Source organism: Aeromonas sp. YN13HZO-058 (assembly GCF_001921245.1).
Lineage (GTDB): Bacteria > Pseudomonadota > Gammaproteobacteria > Enterobacterales > Aeromonadaceae > Aeromonas > Aeromonas allosaccharophila.
The window spans coordinates 146,252-169,014 of the sequence record NZ_MQSY01000056.1; the positions used below are offsets into that span (position 1 = coordinate 146,252).

Here is a 22,763-nt window from a genome sequence, read left to right on the forward strand (position 1 = left end):
ATTTTTGGTTATTTGCAAAATTTCTCACAGTTTAAGCCGTGATCTGCACCTTGTTTTTAACATCTCGTTAGCACCTTTCCTCGCCTTCCCTTATCCAAGCCATTACACTTCGCAACAACTCTGCACCAGCGGGTAACCAGGGTGGTTGCCTCTGCGTCGGTGGTTAATGTCGTCCGATAAGGAATATAAAAATGGCATTGAAAGACGCCCCTACCTCAGTTCTGCTCGAAAACGTTCTCAGCCTGATCCATCAGAAGTTGCCCAAAAACAGTGCCTCTCTGGTCGAGCGCTTCGTTGCCAAGTTCTACGGCAACATGGCGAGCTCCGATCTGCACGATCGCAATGACAGCGATCTCTACGGCGCGGCCCTGAGCCTGTGGAATGCCCTCAATCAGCGCAACGGCACCGACCCCTACATCCGGGTCTACAATCCCGAGCTGACCCGTCACGGCTGGCAGTCCCCCCATACCATCGTCGAGGTGATCCTGCAGGACTCGCCCTTCCTGGTGGACTCCATCCGGATGGCGCTCAAGCGGCTCAATATCACCGCCCACATGATGCTGCACCAACCGCTGCATCTCATTCGTGGCGCGGATGGCAAGATTGACGCCATTCTGGCGCTCGACAACACCGACGGGCAGACCTCGGTTGAAACGGCATTCCTTATCGAGATCGATCACCTCACCAGCGAGGAGCAGATGGCCGCGCTGGCTGCCGAGCTCAACTCGGTGGCCGGTGAAGTGGCGCTGGCGGTCGGCGACTGGCAGCCGATGCTGACCAAGCTCAATGAGATCATCGACGAGCTGCCCAAGCGCAAGAGCCCGGCCAGCAAGGAGGAGGTGGCCTCCTGTGTGGCTTTCCTCAAATGGGTGGCTGCCCACAACTTCACCCTGATGGGCTATCGCCGTTACGACGTCAAGGCGGTGGAAGGCGATCACGAGATCCTGCCGCAGGCCAGCTCCAGCCTCGGTCTGATGAAGAACTCCATCAAGGAGGTGGGTCAGCGCCTTGGCAACATGCCAGCCAGTGCCCGTCACGCCGCCTTGAGCTCCGACTTGCTGATCCTCACCAAATCCAACAGCAAGTCCCGGGTTCACCGCCCGGCCTATGTGGATTACATCGGCATCAAGCGCTTTGACGAGCATGGCAAGGTGGTGGGGGAAGATCGCTTCATCGGCCTCTACGCCTCTTCCATCTACAACACCAGCGCGACCCAGATCCCGCTCATCAGTCATCGCCTCGAGCGCATCATGGCCGCCTCCGGTCACGAGAAGGGTTCCCACGCCTACAAGGCGCTGCTCAACGTATTGGAAACCTATCCCCGCGACGAGCTGATCCAGGCCCGCGAAGAGGAGCTGCTGGCCACCGGTCTCGGCGTGCTGGAGATGCAGGAGCGGGACATGCTGCGACTGTTCGTGCGCCGTGATGTCTACGGTCGCTTCTTCTCCTGCATGGTCTATGTCACCAAGGAGCGCTACAACACCGCGCTGCGGATCAAGACCCAGCAAATTTTGCAGAACTATTTTGGCAGCAACGAAGAGGTGGAGTTCAACGTCTACTTCACCGAGGGCGTGCTGGCGCGGACCCACTACATAGTGCGGGTCAACAACAACAACGTGGATGTGGATGTGAACGAAGTACAGAACAACCTGATTGAAGCGGCCCGCAGCTGGGATGACCGACTCGACTCCGTGCTGCTCTCTCACTACGGTGAAGCCCGCGGCAACGAACTGCGTCGCCGTTTCAGCACTGCCTTCCCGCGCGCTTACAAGGAAGATGTGCTGCCGGGCTCTGCCGTGGCCGACATCATGGCGCTCGATAACCTGAGTGAAGCAGAGCCGCTCGGCATGCTGTTCTACCGCGCACAGGAGGAGGAAAACGATCGTCGGGTCCGCCTCAAGCTGTTCCATCGCACCGAACCCATTCACCTCTCAGACGTGCTGCCGATGCTGGAGAACATGGGACTGCGGGTGATTGGCGAGACCCCGTATCAGGTGCGCACCCCGAGCGGCGATCTGTTCTGGATCCTCGACTTCTCCATGCTGCTGCACGGCGAGCAGCCCTTTGATCTGGCCCAGAGCCAGCAGCGCTTCCAGCAGGCGTTTGCCGCGATCTGGAACAAGCAGCTGGAAGATGACGGCTTCAACCGACTGGTACTGGGGGCGGGCCTCACTGGCCGTCAGGTGTCGGTGCTGCGCGCCTATGCCAAATACATGCGCCAGACCGGTGTCTCCTTCAGTCAGTCCTATATCGAAGAGACCCTCACCCGTTACCCCGATATTGCCCAGCTGCTGTTTACCCTGTTCGAACAGCGCCTGGATCCGGCTGGCAAACAGGACGCCAAGGCAGAAGCCAAGCTGCACGAGGCGCTTGCCGCCAAGCTGGATCAGGTGGCCAACCTTGATGACGATCGCATCATTCGCCGCTATGTAGAGATGATCGACGCTACCCTGCGCACCAACTACTACCAGCTGGACAAAGCGGGCAACATCAAGCCCTACATATCCTTCAAACTGGCGCCCTCCAGCATCACCGACATGCCGCTGCCACTGCCCAAGTTCGAGATCTTCGTCTACTCGCCGAGGGTGGAAGGGGTGCATCTGCGCTGGGGCAAGGTGGCCCGTGGCGGCCTGCGCTGGTCCGATCGCAAAGAGGACTTCCGCACCGAGGTGCTGGGTCTGGTGAAAGCCCAGCAGGTGAAGAACACCGTCATTGTACCGGTGGGGGCCAAGGGCGGTTTCTACTGCAAGCAGATGCCGGCAGGGGCAACCCGCGCCGTCATCCAGGAGGAGGGCAAGGCCTGCTACCGCCTGTTTATTCGCGGCCTGCTCGATGTGACCGACAACATCATCGGCGGCGAGGTGATCCCGCCGACATCCGTGGTGCGTCACGACGAGGATGACTACTACCTGGTGGTTGCCGCCGACAAAGGGACTGCCACCTTCTCGGATATTGCCAACGAGATCAGCCTCGAATATGGTCACTGGCTCGGCGATGCGTTCGCCTCCGGCGGCTCGGTCGGTTATGACCACAAGAAGATGGGCATCACCGCCCGTGGGGCCTGGGAGTCGGTCAAGCGTCACTTCCGTGAAATTGGCGTCAACTGCCAGATCACTGATTTTACCTGTGTCGGGATTGGCGACATGGCGGGGGACGTGTTCGGCAACGGTATGCTGCTCTCGGAGCACACCCGGCTGGTGGGCGCCTTCAACCACATGCACATCTTCGTTGACCCCACTCCGGATGCGGCCAAGAGCTTTGTCGAGCGCCAGCGCCTGTTCGATCTGCCGGGCTCCAGCTGGGATGACTACAACCGCGAGCTGATATCACAAGGGGGCGGCATCTTCCTGCGCTCCGCCAAGTCCATCAAGCTGAGCCCCGAGATGCAGACCCTGCTCGGCACCGACAAGGCCAGCATGGCCCCGAACGAGCTGATCAAGGCGCTGCTCTGCCTCAATGTCGATCTGCTGTGGAACGGCGGTATCGGCACCTACGTGAAGAGCGCTCGCGAGAGCGATGGGGAAGTGGGCGATCGCAGCAATGACGCATTGCGGGTCAATGGTCGCGATCTGCGGGCCCGCATCGTGGGCGAGGGGGGTAACCTCGGCTTTACCCAGCTCGGTCGGGTGGAGTACGCCAGTCAGGGCGGTCGCATCAATACCGATTTTACCGACAACGTGGGTGGGGTAGATTGCTCCGATAACGAGGTGAACATCAAAATCCTGCTGAACCAATTGGTGGCAGCTGGCGATCTGACTCTCAAGCAGCGCAACCAGATGCTCTACGAGATGACCGACGATGTGGCGCAGATCGTGATCACCAACGCCTATCGTCAGTCCCAGTCCATCTCGGTCACCAGTTTCCGCGGTGCTGAACAACTCAAAGAGCAGCAGCGCTTTATTCAGGGGCTGGAGCGGGAAGGCAAGCTGGACCGTGCGCTGGAGTTCCTGCCCTCTGACGAGGAGCTCTCCGAGCGGATGGCAGCAGGGCAGGGGCTGACCCGACCCGAGCTGGCGGTGCTGGTGGCCTACGGCAAGATGGTACTGAAAGAGCAGCTCAACGGCCCGGACGTGACTGACGAGCCCTTCCTCGCCAACATGCTGGTCACCAGCTTCCCGGCCAAGGTGCAGCAGCAGTTTGGTGCTCAGCTGGCCGATCACCCGCTGCGCTCCGAGATCATTGCTACCCGGGTGGCCAACATGCTGGTCAACGACATGGGGCTCAACTTCGCCAGCCGGATGAAGGACGAGACCGGTGCCTCGGTGGCGGAAGTGGCCTGCTGCTTTGCCATGGCCCGCGAAGTGTTTGGCATGAACCAGCTGTGGCGCGATATCGAAGGGTGCGACAACCTGGTGGATGCCCAGACTCAGCTCGAGCTGATGTTCTACAGCCGCCGCATTGTGCGACGTGCCACCCGCTGGTTCCTGCGTGCCCGCAATCGCAGTTGGAGCATCAGCGAAAACATCGCCTTCTTCCGTCCGGCGTTTGAAACCCTGGGCACGCACCTTTACGAGGTAATGGATGAGAGTGAGGTGGCAGAGCATCGTCAGGCTGTTGCCAAGTGGATGGAGAAACAGGTGCCCGAGGCCATTGCCCGTCAGGTTGCCCATATGAGCAGCCTCTTCTCCAGTCTGGATCTGGCGCAGATCGCCGCGGAGCACAAGACCGACATCCTGCGTGCCGCCAATGTCTACTATCGCCTCGGGGCCAAACTGGATCTGCACTGGTTCCTCGACCAGATCAACCATCAGCCGGTCGGCAACCACTGGCAAGCGATGGCGCGGGCCTCTTTCCGCGAAGATCTGGACTGGCAGCAACGCAGTCTCACTTCTGTGGTACTGGAAGGGTGCAAAGGAGAGGGAGAATGCGCTACCATACTGGCCGACTGGATTTCGGAGCATGAGCAACTCTTGTCCCGTTGGACCCACATGTTGGCCGACTTCAAGACCACCAGCACTCACGAGTTCGCCAAGTTCTCGGTGGCCTTGCGAGAGTTGAACCTGCTCCAGTTGAACTGTCGGGCACTTTAATTGCCAGATTAAGGCATGACACCGACATTACACCCAAAGCCCCGGCCAGTTGCCGGGGCTTTCTTTAAGGAGCAAAGATGTTGTACCCCATCGCCAGGCATTTCCTGTTCAAGCTCAACCCGGAACAGGCGCACGATCTCTCCATGAAATATTTGCCCCGCCTTCTCGGTACGCCACTCGATTGTTTCTTCCGCCAGAATTTGCCGAAACGCCCCGTCACTGTTATGGGGCTTTCTTTTGCCAATCCGCTGGGATTGGCGGCCGGTCTGGATAAAGATGGTGAGTGCATTGACGCGCTGGGCGCCATGGGATTTGGCTTTATCGAGGTCGGTACCGTCACCCCCAGACCCCAAAGCGGCAATGACAAGCCTCGTCTGTTCCGGGTTATTCCGGCAGAGGGGATCATCAACCGGATGGGATTCAACAACAAGGGGGTGGATCATCTGGTGGCCAAGGTGAAAGAGGCCAAATATCAGGGGGTCATCGGCATTAATATCGGCAAGAACAAAGATACCCCCATAGAGCAGGGCAAGGATGATTACCTGATCTGCATGGACAAGGTTTATGATCACGCCGGTTATATTGCCGTCAATATCTCTTCCCCCAACACCCCGGGTTTGCGTTCGCTGCAATATGGCGAGGCGCTGGATGAGTTGCTGGCAGCCCTCAAGGTGCGTCAGCAGGAGCTGGCCGCCCAATATAAAAAATATGTGCCGCTGGCAGTTAAAATTGCCCCGGATTTAAGCCTTGAAGAAATAGATCAGGTGGCTGCTTCGCTGATGCGTAATGGCATTGATGGGGTTATCGCCACCAATACCACCCTCGAGCGCGAGATGATCTACGACATGCCCCATGCCGGTGAGGCGGGGGGGCTGAGTGGTCGTCCGCTGCAACACAAGAGCACCGAGGTGATTCGTCATCTGGCCAAAGCGCTAAATGGTGCCCTGCCAATTATCGGTGTAGGTGGTATTGATAGTGCCATGGCCGCCCGTGAAAAATTGGCCGCTGGTGCCAGTCTGGTACAAATTTATAGCGGTTTTATTTATAAAGGACCGGGTCTGGTCAAAGAGATCGTGACCAATATATAAGAAATAGGGTGGAGCCCTTTATTTGACGTTGCTGATTTTATCGACATGGAATAAAGTCAACAGACGAAATTCAAGTAAGGGCTCCAACATGTTTATCCAACCGACCGATAGCTGGCAATGGCACTATGATGCCCAGAGTGACCGTCTGATGTTGGACCTGTCTGATAACATGTTATTTGCGACCGAGTATAAAGGGCGACAATTGGTGCCCAGCTCGTTTGCGACACAGCCTTTTTGTGTCGATGATGCAGCCCTCTATTATCAGTTGATGGATAAAGCAGCCGAACTTGAGTGGAGTATTCCCCATCAGGTACAACTGGTGCTCAACGCCATCGCGGTCAGTCGCTTTTATAAACCCCTGATGCCGCAAAGCTGGTTTTTTGGTGAACAACATCCGCTGGTGATCCCGCAAAACGGTGATCTGGTCTGGATGAATACACCCCATGGCAACGGCGAATTTATGGTCATTGAGGCAGGGGAGCAGGCCAGCGTCTGTTTGAATCTCACTGCCGATCTGGTATTGACCACCAGCAAAACCCTGCCGCGTTTCGGGGTGATCAAGGTGATGAATAACCGGATGAAACCGCGTATTACCGTGACCGAGCAATATCGTCAGGTTAGTTGATATTATTTCATCAATCGCTTTATCTCTGTGATTACACCACTGTCTGTTTTTACTGTTGTCACCTCAATAGCGCCTCGTTTCTGATACTTCATTGATCCACGAACATCTTGCCTATTCTCATTGATGTTCATGGTTGTGATTCAGCCTCTCCTGAGGCTTATTACATCCACTTGCATCTTGTGTTCTGACCCACTGCCGTATCTTGGCCTGTCTTTGCATTCCCGCGCTGCCAGCATGGTGTCTCACTCTTGTTTAGTTCTGCGTGTTTAGTGTCTGCACCTCAGTATCAACACCTCACTCACTGCCACAATTTTCTACATACGGCATTTTATGCTTGAAACGAGAGCTATTCTCACTTACATTTTGTTATAACATAACAAAATGGAGTTGCCATGAAGCCTCATATTCACCCGGATTATCGTTTGGTGCTGTTCCATGATGCGGCGGCAGATGCCTTTTTCCTGGTCGGTTCAACCATCAAGAGCGATCGCCGCTACACGTGGCAAGACGGGAAGGAGTATCCCTATGTGTCGCTCGATGTTTCCAGTCAGTCGCACTCGTTCTATACCGGTAAGCAGAAGCAGGTATCGAGCGAGGGGAGTGTGGCCCGTTTCAACAAGCGCTTTGGCGCATTTTCAAGCAAGAAGGAGTCCTGAATGCAGGTCCTCTGTTCACTCAAATCCGCACGGGCACGTCATCCCGATTGTCAGTTGGTGCACCGTCGGGGCAAATTGTTCGTGATTTGCAAAAGCAATCCCCGTTTCAAGGCTCGCATGAAGTGATTCGTTAAATGATGTCTGGCCCCATGATCTCGCCATCAGGTGATCATGGGGTCTTTTACCTTTATCGCCCCCTATCAATCTGTTTCCATCCTGCTGTTTGCGCCGACTTTTGCATGCTCCAGCCCGCCTGATGAGGTATAATGCGGCACTATTTTTATGGGTTCCCCGTGAGCGTGATGAAAGAATTTTTTGCAACCTGCCCCAAGGGGCTGGAAAACCTGTTGGCCGATGAGCTGACCACCCTGGGCGCAGAGCAGGTCCGTGAGACCGTGGCAGGCGTCCACTTCAAAGGCGAACTGGCGATTGGCTACAAGGCCTGCCTGTGGAGCCGTTTTGCCTCCCGTATCGTGCTGGTGCTGTCCGAATTCCAGATGAACGACGATCTGGATCTCTATCTGGGCGCCCACACCATTCCCTGGGAAGAGCACTTCTCCGGTACCTCTACCATCGCGGTGGACTTTACTGGTACCAACCCCGCCATTCGCAATACCCAATATGGCGCGCTGAAGATCAAGGATGCTATCGTTGACCGCTTCACCAAGCGCGGTCACGTGCGTCCTGACGTGGACAAGAAGTCGCCGGATATCCGCATCATGGCGCACCTGGGCAAAGGCAAGGCCAATATCACGCTGGACTTGTCTGGCCCGGCGCTGCACCAGCGTTTCTATCGTCAGGGTACTGGTGAAGCACCGCTTAAAGAGAACCTGGCCTGCGCCATGATTGCTCGGAGCGGCTGGGCCGGTGAGCCCATGATGGACCCCATGTGCGGTTCCGGTACCTTGCTGATTGAAGCGGCCTTTATCGCTGCCGACATGGCGCCGGCGCTGCGCCGCGAGCGCTTCGGTTTCGATCGCTGGCTGCAGCACGATAGCGAGTTGTGGCAGAGCCTGATGATGGAAGCGCAAGTGCGCGCCAAACGCGGCATGCAGCGTTGTGAAGTGAAGCTGTTTGGTTGCGATGCCGATCAGCGCGTGCTGCTCAAAGCGCGCGACAACGCCAAAGCGGCCGGTGTGGCCCATCTCATCACCTTCAAGCAAGCCGATGTCACCAAGCTGGAAAACCCGCTGCCGATGCCTGCCCCTGTTGAAGGGGAAGAAGGTCAAGGGGGGGCTCGTCAGGTCGGTATGCTGATCTCCAACCCGCCCTATGGCGAGCGTCTCGGCGAGTTCCCGGCGCTGCTGGAAGTGCATCAGGCTCTCGGCGATGCCCTGCGTCGCAGCTTCCAGGGGTGGAAAGTCTCCATTCTTTCCGCATCCCCCGAACTGCTTAGCTGTCTGCGCCTGCGTGCCGACAAGCAATATCGCCTGTTCAACGGCGCCCTCGAGTGTCAGCTGCGTAACTACCAGATCGCACTGGACTCCGTGGCCTCCCAAAAAGAGGTCGCGCAGGACTTTGCCAACCGTCTGCGCAAAAATCTGAAAACCCTCGAGAAGTGGGCCAGCAAAGAGGGGATTGACTGCTATCGCCTCTATGATGCCGACTTGCCGGAATACAACGCCGCCATCGATCGCTATCAGGACTATCTGGTGGTGCAGGAGTATGCCGCGCCCAAGGACATTCCCGCCCAGAAGACCCGTCAGCGTCTGCTCGACATGGTTCAGGCCGCCATCAAGGTGACCGGCATGGACGGCGAGAAGGTGATCCTGAAGGTGCGTGAGCGTCAGGAAGGCAAACAGCAGTATCAGAAGCTCTCCGAAGAGCAGCACCGGATGGAAGTGCAGGAGTACGGTGCCCGTCTGTGGGTCAACCTCTACGACTATCTGGATACCGGCCTGTTCCTCGATCACCGTCAGACTCGCCGCATGCTGGGTCAGATGGCCAAGGGCAAGCGCTTCCTGAACCTGTTTGCCTATACCGGCAGTGCCACCGTGCACGCAGGTCTTGGCGGTGCCAGCGAGACCACCACGGTCGACATGTCCCACACCTACCTGAACTGGGCGCAGGACAACATGCGTCTCAACTCGCTGGTGGGTCGTCAGCACAAGTTTGTCCAGGCCGATTGCCTGAAGTGGTTGTCGGAAGCGGATGAGCAGTACGACCTCATCTTCATCGATCCTCCCACCTTCTCCAACTCCAAGCGGATGGACGAGAGCTTCGACGTACAGCGCGATCACCTGCTGCTGATGCAGCACCTGAAGCGTCTGCTGGCGGCGGACGGCACCCTGGTCTTCTCCAACAACAAGCGTCACTTCAAGATGGATCTGGCCGGTCTCGAGGCTATCGGTCTCAAGGCCCAGAACATCACCCAGAAGACGCGGCCGAAAGATTTCGAGCGCAACCAGCACATCCACAACTGCTGGATCATCACCCATGCGCCGGAGCAGGCTGAGGCGTGATGCTGACCCTGTTTCACACCGACGGTTGCCACCTCTGTGAGCAGGCCTGGGCGCTGGTGGAGGAGGCCGGCCTTGCCGCCGCCACCCGCCAGTGCGACATCATGGATGATGAGCAGTGGTTGGCCGCCTATCGGGTGCGTATTCCGGTACTGCGTGACGAGGCGGGCCGCGAGCTCGGCTGGCCCTTCACGCTGGCCGAGCTCAAGGGTTGGGCCGCCCGTCAGGGGTGAGCGTGATTTGACGATAAAACGGGGGCAGACCCAGTCTGCTGCCCGTTTTTTTCATATGAAATAAGGAACAAACATGGCTCTTTTAACATTGCACGGCGCCTGTCTGTCGTTCAGTGATTTCCCGCTACTCGACAATGCCGAACTGACCATCGAGCGCGGTGAGCGTCTCTGTCTGGTTGGCCGCAACGGGGCAGGCAAGTCTACCCTGATGAAGGTCATCGCCAGTGAACTGCCGCTGGACGACGGACGTCTGGTGCTGCAACAAGATTTGAAAGTGACCCGCCTTGAGCAGGATCCACCGGCCTCCAGCGAGCTGACGGTGTTTGACTATGCTGCCGAAGGGCTGGCAGGCGTGGGTGAGTTGCTCAAGCAGTACCACCATATCTCCATGGAGCTGGCGCACGATCCGTCAGATGCCAATATTCGCAAGATGAGCGAGTTGCAAGAGCAGCTCGATTATCAGAATGGCTGGCAGTTCGAAACCCGTATCAGTCAGGTGTTGACCCTGCTGGGGCTGGATCCTGACGTGACCCTCGACAGCCTCTCCGGCGGTTGGCTGCGCAAAGTGGCGCTGGCCCGGGCACTGGCCTGCGATCCCGACTTGTTGCTGCTCGATGAGCCGACCAACCACCTGGATATCGAAGCCATCAACTGGCTGGAAGATTTCCTCAAGGATTTTCGCGGCGCCATCGTCTTTATCTCTCACGATCGGGAGTTCATCCACAAGCTGGCGACCCGGATCATCGATCTCGATCGCGGCGCCATCACCTCATGGCCCGGCAACTATGACGAATACCTGCAAGGGAAAGAGGAGTGGCTGCGGGTCGAAGAGCTGAAAAATGCCGAGTTCGACCGCAAGCTGGCACAGGAAGAGGTGTGGGTGCGTCAGGGCATCAAGGCTCGCCGTACCCGTAACGAAGGTCGGGTGCGCGCCCTGGAGGCGATGCGGATGGAGCGTTCCCAGCGCCGCGAGCTGCAGGGCAAGGCCAAGTTGCAACTGGATGAAGTCAATCGCTCCGGCAAGCTGGTGTTCGAGACCGAAGGGCTGGGGCTGGACTTTGGCGATCGCACCCTGTTCAAGGGGCTGGATCTGCAAGTGCTGCGCGGCGACAAGATTGCGTTGGTCGGCCCCAATGGCTGCGGCAAATCGACCCTGATCAAGCTGTTGCTGGGTCAGCTTGAGCCGACCCGTGGCACCGTCAAGGGGGGCACCAATCTGGAGGTGGCCTACTTCGACCAGTACCGCGAGCAGCTCGATCCCGAGCAGACCGTGGTGGACAACGTCGGGGAGGGCAAGCAGGAGGTGATGGTGCGTGGTCGCTCCCGCCATATCCTCGGTTACCTGCAGGACTTCCTGTTCGAGCCCAAGCGGGCCCGTACGCCGGTCAAGGCGCTCTCCGGCGGTGAGAAGAACCGTCTGCTGCTGGCCAAGCTGTTCCTCAAGCCCAGCAACTTGCTGATCCTCGATGAACCGACCAACGATCTGGATGTGGAAACCCTGGAGCTGCTGGAAGAGCTGCTCGCCGACTACCCCGGTACCCTGCTGTTGGTCAGTCACGATCGTCGCTTTATCGACAACACCGTGACCGGTTGCTGGCTGTTTGAAGGGGATGGCCGCATCAGCGATTATGTGGGCGGTTATGCCGATATGATGGCGACTCGCGAACAGCAGAGCGTTCAGCAACAGGCCAAGAGTGCAGCGGTCAAGGCGCCCGAGCCGGTCGTTGCCGCCGCGCCCGAAACGCCGAAGAAGAGCAAGAAGCTCTCCTACAAGCTGCAGCTTGAGCTGGAAGGGTTGCCTGCCCGCTTGGAGCAGCTGGAAGCCGAACTGGATGCGCTGCAAAGCGAGATCAACCAGCCCGGGTTCTTCTCCCTGTCAGCCGAGCAAACCCAGCCGAAACTGGATGCGCTCAATGCCGCCGAAGCCGCGCTGGAGCAGGCATTTGCTCGCTGGGAAGAGCTGGAAGGACTCAAAAATCAGGAGTAAGTTCCCTGTAATTAAAACTTAATCCAGTTCAGTGCCTTGTGTCACATAGCCCGGTTAGGGTGAAAGTTTTTGTTTGACCGGGTGCACTCGCAGGAGTAAAGATGAAAGCGACCGATGCAGAATTGGTCGCTTTTTTTGTTCCACGAAGAGGGTCGTAGATGATGAAGAGACAGAAGCGGGACCGTCTGGAAAGAGCTCGTGCTCGTGGTTATCAGGCTGGCGTGGTCGGCAAACAGAAAGAAGCGTGTCCGTATCAATGCCTGGATGCCCGTGGGCATTGGCTTGGTGGTTGGCGTGACGCCATGGAAGGGCGGGGCTCAGGCCTCTTCATGAAGTAGCAGGTACTTCATCACTCATTACAAAAGGAAAGGGGCCGTTGTGGCCCCTTTGCGTTAATGCTGTTTTACCACTCATCAGAGAGATCAGAATGCGGTGGTATCTTTGAACAGGCCCACTTTCAGATCGGTGGCGCTGTAGATCGGACGGCCGTCGACTTCGACCACGCCATCAGCAATCCCCATCACCAGTTTGCGGTTGATGACGCGCTTGAAGGTGATCTTGTAGGTCACTTTCTTGGCAGTCGGCAGGATCTGACCGGTGAATTTCACTTCACCCACGCCCAGCGCACGACCCTTGCCGGGGCCGCCTTTCCAGCCCAGGAAGAACCCAACCAGCTGCCACATGGCGTCCAGACCGAGACAGCCAGGCATCACCGGGTCACCCGGGAAGTGGCAATCGAAGAACCAGAGATCCGGAGTAATGTCGAGCTCAGCCAGGATCTCGCCCTTGCCGTGCTCGCCGCCGTTGTCATTGATCTTGACGATGCGGTCCATCATCAACATGTTGGGGGCAGGCAGCTGACTGTTACCCTCACCAAACAGTTCGCCACGGCTGCAAGCCAGCAGCTCTTCACGGGTAAAAGAGTTCTTGCCCTGTTCGCACAGAGAAAGGCGGGCTTCCATGGTGGTATTGTCTACGGTCACGCGGTATTTCCTTCAAATGGGTCAAAGCTGGGCCAATTTAGCTTACAGCTGTTCGCTAAACAACTCCGATCACTTCATCAGCGGCCAAACAGGCGCCCCAGCAGGGCTCGCAGCAGTCCGACTTTGGCAGTGGAGCCGTTCAACTCGTCCAACCGATCCTGAATACGGCCAAATAGGGTGTCGGGCATATCAGGCTCACCGGCCACGCAGCCGGTCAGCAACTCTATGGCCTCTTCCACATGATCCACCGGGTGGATGTGGAACTGGCCTGCGGCAACAGCCTCAATCACTTCGTCAGAAAGATTGAGTTGCTGGATATTGGTCCCCGGCAGAATGATCCCTTGCTTGCCGGTGATGTCGTGGATTTTACACACCCGGAAGAAGCCTTCAATCTTCTCGTTGACGCCACCCACCGCCTGCACATTACCAAACTGATCGACCGCACCGGTCACCGCAAAGTGCTGATAGATGGGCTGGCGGGCGAGGGCAGAGAGCAGGGCACACAAGCCGGTCAGGGAGGCGCTGTCACCATCAATCTCGTGGTAAGACTGCTCGAACACCAGATTGGCCGACAGGGGGGAGGGGTTCTCTGCGCCAAATTTGTTGGAGAGATAGCCGTGGATAATCATCATCGCCTTGGCGTGGATATGACCGGCCAGCTCCGCTTTGCGCTCGATATCTGCCACATCGCCATCGCCGAGGTGGACGGTTGCGGTGAGGCGCACCGGTTCACCGAAGTCATAAGGGTGACCGGAGACCTGAATGACCGACAGGCCGTTGATCTGGCCGATCTCTTCGCCATCGGTTTGCAGCAGGATCTGGCCGTCGATGACGCCCTGATCGGACTGCTCAACCAGATAGTTGAGGCGGTAATCCTGCTCCTCCAGCGCGCCGCGAATATGTTCGTCGGTCACCACCTCGGATCCCAGCTCCCGGGCCAGACTGTCAGACATCCGCATGATGGCGGCCAACTGCACTTCGGAGAGCGACAGCCACTCCTGATGGTCACAGAGGCGGCTGGCATGACGACAAAGGGCGGCGAGGGCGGCAGGCGTGAAGTCCAGCAGGTTCCAGCGCTGGCGAACCCAGGCCAGATACTGCAAAAACTCCTGCAGATCCTCTTCAATATTCACTTCTGAGACCAGATCGGCTCGCAGGAAGATACGCTCGGACATATCCCGATCCAGCATCTGGAACTCAGCCACGTCGAGTCGGTCACCCACCAGGATCAGCTTGAGCTTGATGGGGGTCGCTTCAGGTGCGAAGAAGGGGGTCAGAGTTTTCCCTTCCTGATAGGCGTTCCAGTCCAGCTCGCCTTTTTGCATGGCATTTTTCAGCTTGAACCAGAGGTGCGGCTGATCCAGCAGCTCGTCCAGTTGCAAAATGAGGTAGCCGCCGTTGGCTTCGCGCAGCAAGCCAGGCTCCAACAGGTGCTGGTTGGCATAGACAGAGCCTTGCTCGGTCTGGTAGTTGATGGAGCCAAACAGGGTATCCCAGTTGAGGTCGCGGCCATAAATCACCGGCGCTTCCTGCGCTTCGTGATGGATCAGCAGATTGATCAGTACGGGGTGCTGGAACTCCAGCCCCAATGCCACGTGAGCCGCCAGATCGGAGAGAAAATCATCGATCTTCGGATCATTGTTCTGCTTGCGCATGATCCGGGTCACGATGCGCTCGGCATCGAGATGGTGGCTCAACAGCTTGAGCAGCTCGCCAACCATTTCACAGAATTCAACGCCGGTGCCCGGTTGCAGTCGCAGCCAGATAGGTTTGAAAGGGTTGTTCAGATTCTCGGTATAGCAGAGATCAAACAGGTCACCATCTTTGCCATTGGAGTCGGCAATCAGTATCTGGCAAACGCCTTCATAATCTGCGCCGGGGAACCCGTTGAGCAGCATGACCGGACAGTCACCATCAAAACTGGCGAGACGCTTGATGCCGGAAATGGCTCTGGGCTGCAGCGCAGCAAAGGGGATGGGTTCAAGCTCACTGAGCTTGGGGAACTGTTCAATCGCAAAAGCGGGTTTTAATTGTTCTGATGTTAATTCAGCCACTTAAGACATCCGGTCGAAGATAGGATCAATTGTTGCCATTATACACAGTTCAATAAGTGGTGACAGGAAACAAGATATGCAATTTAACATAATATACATTATGCGCAGTTGCGGGACAGGAGGACGGAATGAAGAAACCTGAGCAATGGAGCCGTTTTGATGCGGTTGACGGCTTGGCCACCGAGGCCGACATGGTTGCCTATCTGCAGGCTGCTCTTGAAGATGGCGATCCGGCACTGCTGACTGCGGCGTTTGATGATGTGGAGCGTGCTCGCGCCAAACTGCGTGGCAAACCGAGCTACACACTGCAAGAACTGTTGGCTCAGTGTGATCCCAATGCCACCGACAGTTAAAGATCATTCACCTGATTGGTCAGTACATCTGGCGGCGATTCAAGTTCGTCCGCCCATCTAGACATTGGAAGAACAAAAATTAGAGGCAAGCGAGAGCAGCTTTGTAGACGATGTTCAGATCACGAGTAATGTTCAACGTCATCGTGCTGGTTGACTTAAACCCATCTAGAAAACCAGCGGCTTGTCTCGTAGATTCTTCAAAGCGTTGATGCCATGAGTAATCATTAGTCACGATGATGGGATCATCGCAGTCAGGAAACTGGTCTGCAGTGATATCGACAATGTATCCAGCTACCTCTAACCAAGCATGGGATTGATGGTTATCAGCAGAGCCGCTAACGTATTCGATGTCATTAAATCCTTTCTTATAAAGGTATTCGGCAAGAATATCACTGATATCTCCACACGTACCGGCCGGGAATTGCCTAAAATTAGTTGGCATAGAACTCCAGTTCAAACGATCCAAAGCCCCACGAAAGTCTCTTGCATGCTTCTTAAGTTCAACAATGTTCATAATAATTCCTCATAAGAGAAGAGATGCCGATAAATGGGGTTATCGGCATCATTGCGAGAGATAACGAGGTGGTGTAATTATCTGTGGTACCAAACCCCTTATAAAGTCTGCTCATCCAAGATGAAACACCTTTACGGCCATTCTGCTTTGCAATGTTGCCCAAGTCACGACTCAAGTCGGTCAACCCAGCCATCCTGTTCCCCTGCCGCTTGATAATATAGAGGTCGGCCTGGCCAACTGATCCGGCAACGTCCCCTCGCCCACAATCGCTTTGCGCTCAACCAGAAAGTCAGGTGATGCCTGTTCCGGCTTGAAGTAATCATCCCGACGCTCAGTATGGGGCTGCGTATAAAACCTTCAGGCGCATCAGTAGTCATCGGGAGATGGGTGATATCCCCTCCCCCGGTTTGGACCTTGGTGTAAAGACGGGTCTATTTGAAACAATGCTGCCTGGCGAGCTGAGTCAATTCAGGCTCAAGGCCTGCTTGGCGATAGCCATAGTGGGAGGCTGGCAGGTTAAATAGAGGCTGGTATTGAATTGCTGCAAGATACGCTTGAGCTCGTTCATATCGTCGTGATGGAGGGTCAAGGACCAGAGTGCTCGCGGCTGGCCGTGATGGAGGCCATTGGTATAGATAATGGTGCAATCTTCGATACGCAGCTGTTTGCAGTGGGCCTCCATCTGCAGTCCCACATCCGGAAACCAGATATGCAGCGTACCTGATGAGATAAAGGTGAACTGGGCTATTAGCGAACCTTTTCCGACGATCCTGAATGTCTTTTCCACCACTGCCACTTGCATACCTGCTCCTTGGTATCGGGTCATATTGATATCAATATCACCAATGATGACTGGATATGCAAGGGCCATGTCAGTAATAAATATCAATGTTATTAAAGTGTTACATTCAGGGCGGCCAATCCGGATATTGCAGATCCCGCTACTCTGTTTGCTTTTCGACGCTGCGTCATGACGTGAAAAAGGCCGGTATCTTGCGATACCGGCCTTGCTGTTGATCCTTCAGGCGGTCAACCACCGTTTGCGTTTTGGCATGACGGTTGGTTGGTGCGCGGGTCGGCAATTATTGCACACCTCAATGATCAATCTCTTCAGTTCACTCATATCGATACCATGAAGCGTTAGCGACCAGAATGCCCTCGCCTGGCTGTAGTGCATCCCATTGGTATAGAGCAGGGTGTCATTTTCAAAGCGAAGCTGACTGCAGGGGGCTTCCAGTTGTAATCCGGTGTCGGGAAACCAGATGTTTAATGTGCCTGAAGGGATCAGGGTAAATTGCGCCATCAGATCGCCTTGTCCGACAATCTTGTAGGTTTTTTTGATGATATCTAGCGGCATAGGGTGTCTCGGTATTTCAGCAAGCTATGTAATTGTTTGTTTTCTCTCTGCTGCGGGATAACGGTTTATCCCGCTGATGGCAACGCACTCGTTCCTTACCGCCCCGTGTGAGCCACGAAAGTGTTCCCTGAACCGATTGCCATTTTGGAGAAGTGCAAAGTAACAGCTCCAGCTTGTATGAGACCTTAATGAACCACTCTTTGTGTCAAAAATAACCTGCAGAGAACAGGGCAATGTCACACTGGCCGTTGTTTTTCTTGGCTGTTATCTCTCACTTTTGCTGTTTAAGCGGTCCAGCGGTTTCTGCTGTGCACTCTCATGCCGTTCACTGTTGCTGGTGTGCAGATATTTCGAGGTGGTGTCGATGCTGTCATGTCCGGCATCGGCCTGTACGTGGGAGAGCGGCCGTCCGTGCAGGTTGATGTCATGGGTGATCCCGGTATGGCGAATGGCGTGGGGAGAGAGTTGCTGCATTTCGGCCGCATCCTGGGCAAAGCCATCTTGCTCGGCCAGCTCGGCCCCCTTGCCGATGATCACCATGATCAAATCCCGTAACTGGCGAATGCCGAGGTTGGCGTTGAGTTCGCCCTGCTCGCGGCCGTGGGCGGCCGCTTTATGGCGAACGAATAGCGGTGTTTGCTCGTCCGGTGTCGGCAACGGGGAGAGACCGAGGAAGCGGCGGTAGCGTTCGAGTGCTGCCAGCAGTGCCTGGGAGACCGCCACGGTACGTCGTTTTCCCCCCTTGCTCTGTGGAATGAAATATCCCCAGACGCCGGTTTTGCGATCCCGGCGAAACTGCCCCATCACCGGCGTAAAGCCAGGCCTGGCGGCAACCTCCGAGATCCGCAGATAGCAGGCATACATCAGAATGATGAGAAAGCGGCTGCGTTCGTGCTGTTCAGGGTGGTCGCTGGCCAGGGTTTCGGAGGCCTGCATCACGTAGGACCATTGCAACTCGCTAAAGCATTGCACCTGCTCGCCCTCCTCCGGCTGCTGCGGTCGTTTGACCCGTTGCAGCAACAGGGCGGGATTGCGGTCCATGTACTCCTCCTGGATCAGGAACTGGAAGAAGGCCGACAAGATGGCCAGCTTGGTCTTCATCGCCTGCTCGCTCAGACGATAGGGTAAGGTGCGGCCCAGATCCCGCTTGCCGAGAAACGGTCGCCATTGCGGATTTGGCAACCGCTCTCCCCACTCCTTGTCGAGGACAAACTGCGCCACGTTGCGATAGGCGATCAACTCGTCAGGGGGGGACTGACAGTAGTCGAGATAGCGGATCATGATGCGGCGAGTGAGATCTTTCGGGCTGATGGCAGCCTCGCGAAAGCACCAGTGCAAAAAGGTGGTCAGTTCGCTGCGATAGGTTTTGTAGTTGTTTTCGCTGTTGCGCTGCTCCAGCAGCCAGTCGACCGCCAGTTCGTAAACCAGTCCGGCATCGGGCACATCGTTGAGGCTGAGGTTGGCAAGGTACTGATTGACCTGCGGGTTGCCCGCTTCCAGATAGATCAGGCTGTCAAACAGCGGCATGGCGGGCGGCAAAGATAGTGGGTGTTGAGTCATGGTGTTGCTTGTTGCTTGTTGCTTGTTGCTTGTTGGTGATGAGATGAATCGATATGAGTCTGTGAGCCGAGACGATAGAAGATAGAAAAGGGCTCGTAATGCATGAAGGCGACTTCTGTTGGTGTTTGTACTGTCACTTGTTGCTGCGGAGTGAGGCTGTCTGGAGCGAGATGGACGACTCCCTCACGCTTATTTGCTCGTTATTTTCTCGTTGATTTTGCTGACGTAGCTCATCGCCGCACGCTATTCAGTTATGCATGGGATATGCACGGTTGTTAAAAAATTCTCGGGGTAAATAGCCGCAAAAATGGTTTTAAATGCAAACTAAGTGAATGGACTTAGCTATCTACCCCGAGAAATAGCAGGCCTGGGCAATCAGGCCACCTGTTTGAGTGGCTTCTCTTTGCGCTTGTCAGCTGGAGCCTCCTCCTCTTTCGCGCCAGCCTGAACCTTGCCGCCACGCAGCAGGGTTTGCAGCACATCACGCTGCTCTGCCAGGTAGAATGCCAGACTCTCTTGCTGCTCTGGCGCCAGCTCGATCGGGGCGCCAGCCAACAGGGTCATCAACTCGTCGGCCGTATCCAGCAGCTTGTCATAGGCATCGGCCTCTTTTTTGCTGGCAAAGGTCATTTTTTCCACTCCCCCACGAACAACCACATATTTTATCTCGACAGCCATGATGGCCTCCTCTTGGTGATGATGGGTAGAGTGTATGTATGGATATACAGTATTGCAAGTAACCTCACCGGAAAAGAGTTCGCCGGGGTTTAGCGACAAAAGCGGCGCTGGATCAAGCTGTCTCAAAGTGCCATTTGACTTCCACGCCTGACTGGTCGGATCATGGTCTTATGACGATCGTACGACACCTGTTTATCCTGCTGATGGTTGAGGTGCTGCTCCTCGGGAGCATCGCCCACCTGGTCGTGGGGCTCCCCTGGTTGCTGACCCTGCTGTTTGTGGTGTTTGCCCTGCTGGGTCTGCGCTGTCTGGTGGTGCTCGGCAGCTGGCTGTTTACCCGCTTCTACCCCTCCCCGGCCATTGGCGCCTGGCGCAGGGTGAAGATGATGGCCCAAGAGATGCTGGCCTACCTCTACACCTTTACCTGGTTGCTGCCGTTCGAGCCTTTACTGATGGCACCCGATCGGCTGCACCCATGCCCGCGCCCCGTATTGCTGGTGCATGGTTACGGTTGTAGTCGCGGGATCTGGCGTACCCAGCGTGCCCGACTGGAAGCCGCAGGCCATGTGGTCACCACTATTACCCTGATGCCGCCGTTTGGTCATATCGATGAGATGGTGCCACTGCTGGCCACTCGGATTGACGATGTGCTAGCGCAGACCGGGGCTGACAAGCTGGTGCTGGTCGGTCACAGCATGGGCGGACTGGTCTGCCGCGACTATCTGGCTCTTCATGGCGGTGACAAGGTTGCGTGCCTGATCACCCTGGCCACCCCCCATCAGGGCAGTCAGCTGGCCGCCCTTGGACTGGGGGCCAATGCCCGCGAGATGGAGCCAGGGTCCGGCTGGTTGCAGCGTTTCGCCTCGGTGCCGCTTTGCGTGCCCGGCATCTCGGTGCGCACCAGCCACGACAACGTGGTGATGCCGCAGGAGCGGCAACGGTTGGCAGGTATGGACGATATCGAGTTGCCCGCCATCGGCCATCTTTCTCTGCTCTACTCCCGCCGTACCACCGATCTGCTGCTTGATCTGCTGGCTCGGGCCTGACCTTCCTTAATCGTGCTACCAAATAAAACAGGGGCCTGATTGCTCAGGCCCCTGCTCATCTCTTTAGCGCATCATCCGGTTAGAAGTGGATCCCCTTGATCAGGGTCGAGACGGCAACCTGATCGGCGGTCGCCTTGGACTTGTCGCCATCCTTGGGATCGGCAAAGGTGCGGAAGCTGGTGTTCATGATCACCTGTGCGACCCGCGGTGCCAGCGCATGAACCACCTGACCGAACACCCCGAGGCGGGTCGCCAGCCGCACATGCTTGTTGATGATGGTATCGCACACCAAGTCTGCCGCCTCTTCTGGTGTCATCATCGGCACCTGCTCATAGACCTTGGTCGGGGCGACCATCGGCGTTTTCACCAGCGGCATATTGATGATGGAGAAGCTGACCCCCTTGTCGGCAAACTCGGAGGCCGCAGTTCGCACCCAGGCATCAAGGGCCGACTTGGAGGCAACATAGGCGGAGAAGCGCGGCGCATTGGTCAATACCCCGATGGAGGAGATGTTGATGATGTGCCCTTTTTTCTTCTCAATCATGGTGGGCAGTACCCCCATGATCACCTTGAGCGCCCCGAAGTAGTTGAGCTGCATGGTGCGCTCCAGATCGTGGAAGCGCTCGAAGGAGTCTTCAATGGAGCGGCGGATGGAGCGGCCAGCGTTGTTGATCAGAATATCCACCCCACCGTGTTCTTCGACAATCTGCCGAGTGATCGCCTCACCCTGCGCCAGATCGGCCAGATCGCCCTGATAGACCTGCATGGTGAGCCCCAGTTCGGCAAACTCGGCCTGGGTTTCGGCAATTTTCTGCTCATCGCGGGCGATGGTCACCACGATGGCCCCCGCCCCCGCCAATTTGCGTGCGGTGGCGCGGCCAATGCCGGAGGTGGCACCGGTCACCAGCACCACTTTTCCTTCGACCCGACCGCGCAGGGAGCGATCGATAAAGAGCTCGGGGTCGAGATGGCGCTCCCAGTAATCCCACAGCCGCCAGGCATAGCTGTGCAGCGGCGGCACTTCGATGCCGGTGCCTTTCAGCAGTCGCTGGGTCTCCCGGCTGTCAAAACGGGTCGGGTAGTTGATGAGGCGGAAGATATCCTTGGGCAGACCCAGATCGGCGATGGCGGCATCGCGAATGCGGCGCACTGGCGTCATGGTCATCAGCATCGCCGTCAGGTGGCGGGGAATGAAGCTGAACAGGGAGGCGTTGATGCGAATAGCCGGCTCCGGCGCATGGGCGGCACGGGAGAAGGTGCTGAGCATATCGCCAACCCGCATCGGATTGGGATCGGTCAGGTGGAAGGTCTTGTTCTCCTCGCCGTCCTGATGGGCGATATGGGCCATGGCATCGACCACAAAGTTGACCGGCACGATATTGATGCGGCCCCCTTCCACCCCGATGGCGGGCATCCAGGGCGGCAGCAGACGGCGCAGCTTCTGAATGGTCTTGAAGAAGTAGTAAGGGCCGTCGATCTTGTCCATCTCGCCAGTATTGGCGTCACCGACGACGATGCTCGGCCGGTAGATGCGCCACGCAATGGTGCATTCGTTACGAACGATCCCTTCAGCTTCGTGTTTGGTCTGGAAATAGGGCATGTCGAGGTGTTCGGCCTCATCGAACATGTCTTCCCGAAACAGACCGTCAAACAGGCCCGCTGCGGCGATGGAGCTGCAGTGGTGGAACTGCCCCGCCCCCAACCGCTCGGCAAGTTGCACCGCCTGGCGGGTTCCTTCGGTATTCACCTGTTGCTGGATGCCTGCCTTGGCGTTGAGATCGTAGATCGCCGCGAGATGGAAAAAGTGATCGATCTGGCCGCGGAGTTGTTCCTGCTCGGCGGCTGAGACCCCCAGCTGTGGCAGCGTCATGTCGCCAATGATCGGAACGGCTCTTTGCTCATCCACATTCCAGAATGCAAACAACTCCGGCAATTTATCCTGATGAGAAGCGCGCATCAAAAAATAGACCCGATTCTCGGGCGCACGTTCCAGCAATTTTTTGATCAACCTGCGCCCGATAAAGCCACTTCCGCCTGTGATGAAATAGTTCATGTCATTGTTCCGCTACTGATTTGGCTGTTACTTACCGTTAGATATATCACGCTTCATATGGAAATCTGCAATTCGATTGCCGGTTCG

19 protein-coding genes are annotated in these 22,763 nt (G+C 56.6%); 11 read left to right on the forward strand and 8 right to left on the reverse strand.

Annotated elements, in window-relative coordinates:
* Positions 1-191 precede the first annotated feature (191 nt).
* The 9 genes from BSP75_RS14035 to rmf all read left to right on the forward strand — a co-directional run bounded on the left by BSP75_RS14035 (position 192) and on the right by rmf (position 12,416).
* Positions 192-5,030 (forward strand): NAD-glutamate dehydrogenase, encoded by a 4,839-nt coding sequence (locus BSP75_RS14035; RefSeq protein WP_075113603.1) that lies wholly within the window; start codon positions 192-194, stop codon positions 5,028-5,030.
* Between the two features lie 77 nt (positions 5,031-5,107).
* Positions 5,108-6,118 carry a quinone-dependent dihydroorotate dehydrogenase gene (gene pyrD, locus BSP75_RS14040; RefSeq protein WP_075113604.1) on the forward strand — a complete coding sequence of 337 codons (1,011 nt, stop codon included), beginning with the start codon at positions 5,108-5,110 and terminating at the stop codon, positions 6,116-6,118.
* An 88-nt stretch (positions 6,119-6,206) separates the two neighbouring features.
* Positions 6,207-6,743 carry a cell division protein ZapC gene (locus BSP75_RS14045; RefSeq protein WP_075113605.1) on the forward strand — a complete coding sequence of 179 codons (537 nt, stop codon included), beginning with the start codon at positions 6,207-6,209 and terminating at the stop codon, positions 6,741-6,743.
* 392 nt (positions 6,744-7,135) lie between these two features.
* Positions 7,136-7,399: a type B 50S ribosomal protein L31 gene (locus BSP75_RS14055; RefSeq protein ID WP_075113606.1), complete on the forward strand. Its 264-nt coding sequence runs from the start codon at positions 7,136-7,138 to the stop codon at positions 7,397-7,399.
* A complete protein-coding gene (gene ykgO / locus BSP75_RS14060; protein WP_075113607.1) occupies positions 7,400-7,525 on the forward strand; it encodes a type B 50S ribosomal protein L36 in 126 nt (41 codons plus the stop codon). It begins immediately after the preceding gene.
* A 140-nt stretch (positions 7,526-7,665) separates the two neighbouring features.
* Positions 7,666-9,861 carry a bifunctional 23S rRNA (guanine(2069)-N(7))-methyltransferase RlmK/23S rRNA (guanine(2445)-N(2))-methyltransferase RlmL gene (rlmKL, locus tag BSP75_RS14065; protein ID WP_075113608.1) on the forward strand — a complete coding sequence of 732 codons (2,196 nt, stop codon included), beginning with the start codon at positions 7,666-7,668 and terminating at the stop codon, positions 9,859-9,861.
* Positions 9,861-10,091, forward strand: a complete 231-nt coding sequence (locus tag BSP75_RS14070) for a glutaredoxin family protein (RefSeq protein WP_075113609.1) — start codon at positions 9,861-9,863, stop codon at positions 10,089-10,091. Before rlmKL ends, BSP75_RS14070 begins: the two co-directional genes overlap by 1 nt.
* A 73-nt stretch (positions 10,092-10,164) precedes the next feature.
* Complete coding sequence (locus BSP75_RS14075) at positions 10,165-12,078, forward strand: ABC transporter ATP-binding protein (RefSeq protein WP_075113610.1); 1,914 nt, start codon at positions 10,165-10,167, stop codon at positions 12,076-12,078.
* Positions 12,079-12,239: 161 nt separating this feature from the next.
* A complete protein-coding gene (rmf, locus tag BSP75_RS14080) occupies positions 12,240-12,416 on the forward strand; it encodes a ribosome modulation factor (RefSeq protein WP_010674759.1) in 177 nt (58 codons plus the stop codon).
* An 84-nt stretch (positions 12,417-12,500) separates the two neighbouring features.
* Here rmf and fabA read toward each other — a convergent pair whose 3' ends face one another.
* Positions 12,501-13,040 (reverse strand): 3-hydroxyacyl-[acyl-carrier-protein] dehydratase FabA, encoded by a 540-nt coding sequence (fabA, locus tag BSP75_RS14085; RefSeq protein ID WP_196783564.1) that lies wholly within the window; start codon positions 13,038-13,040, stop codon positions 12,501-12,503.
* Positions 13,041-13,138: 98 nt separating this feature from the next.
* A complete protein-coding gene (locus tag BSP75_RS14090) occupies positions 13,139-15,115 on the reverse strand; it encodes a Lon protease family protein (protein ID WP_075113611.1) in 1,977 nt (658 codons plus the stop codon).
* Between the two features lie 128 nt (positions 15,116-15,243).
* On the opposite strand from BSP75_RS14090, the gene BSP75_RS14095 reads away from it, so the two are divergent.
* Complete coding sequence (locus tag BSP75_RS14095) at positions 15,244-15,468, forward strand: hypothetical protein (protein ID WP_075113612.1); 225 nt, start codon at positions 15,244-15,246, stop codon at positions 15,466-15,468.
* Between the two features lie 79 nt (positions 15,469-15,547).
* Here the strand turns inward: BSP75_RS14095 and BSP75_RS14100 are convergent, their stop codons facing one another.
* The 5 genes from BSP75_RS14100 to BSP75_RS14120 all read right to left on the reverse strand — a co-directional run bounded on the left by BSP75_RS14100 (position 15,548) and on the right by BSP75_RS14120 (position 19,577).
* Positions 15,548-15,982 (reverse strand): hypothetical protein, encoded by a 435-nt coding sequence (locus tag BSP75_RS14100; protein ID WP_075113613.1) that lies wholly within the window; start codon positions 15,980-15,982, stop codon positions 15,548-15,550.
* A 463-nt stretch (positions 15,983-16,445) separates the two neighbouring features.
* Positions 16,446-16,784 carry a hypothetical protein gene (locus BSP75_RS14105; protein WP_075113614.1) on the reverse strand — a complete coding sequence of 113 codons (339 nt, stop codon included), beginning with the start codon at positions 16,782-16,784 and terminating at the stop codon, positions 16,446-16,448.
* Between the two features lie 219 nt (positions 16,785-17,003).
* Positions 17,004-17,339 carry a hypothetical protein gene (locus tag BSP75_RS14110; RefSeq protein WP_075113615.1) on the reverse strand — a complete coding sequence of 112 codons (336 nt, stop codon included), beginning with the start codon at positions 17,337-17,339 and terminating at the stop codon, positions 17,004-17,006.
* A gap of 264 nt (positions 17,340-17,603) precedes the next feature.
* Positions 17,604-18,866 carry a site-specific integrase gene (locus BSP75_RS14115; protein ID WP_171971598.1) on the reverse strand — a complete coding sequence of 421 codons (1,263 nt, stop codon included), beginning with the start codon at positions 18,864-18,866 and terminating at the stop codon, positions 17,604-17,606.
* 408 nt (positions 18,867-19,274) lie between these two features.
* Complete coding sequence (locus BSP75_RS14120) at positions 19,275-19,577, reverse strand: YebG family protein (protein WP_075113617.1); 303 nt, start codon at positions 19,575-19,577, stop codon at positions 19,275-19,277.
* 170 nt (positions 19,578-19,747) lie between these two features.
* On the opposite strand from BSP75_RS14120, the gene BSP75_RS14125 reads away from it, so the two are divergent.
* Positions 19,748-20,623 carry an alpha/beta fold hydrolase gene (locus tag BSP75_RS14125; protein ID WP_075113618.1) on the forward strand — a complete coding sequence of 292 codons (876 nt, stop codon included), beginning with the start codon at positions 19,748-19,750 and terminating at the stop codon, positions 20,621-20,623.
* Between the two features lie 79 nt (positions 20,624-20,702).
* Here BSP75_RS14125 and BSP75_RS14130 read toward each other — a convergent pair whose 3' ends face one another.
* Complete coding sequence (locus BSP75_RS14130) at positions 20,703-22,676, reverse strand: SDR family oxidoreductase (protein WP_075113619.1); 1,974 nt, start codon at positions 22,674-22,676, stop codon at positions 20,703-20,705.
* Positions 22,677-22,763: the final 87 nt, after the last annotated feature.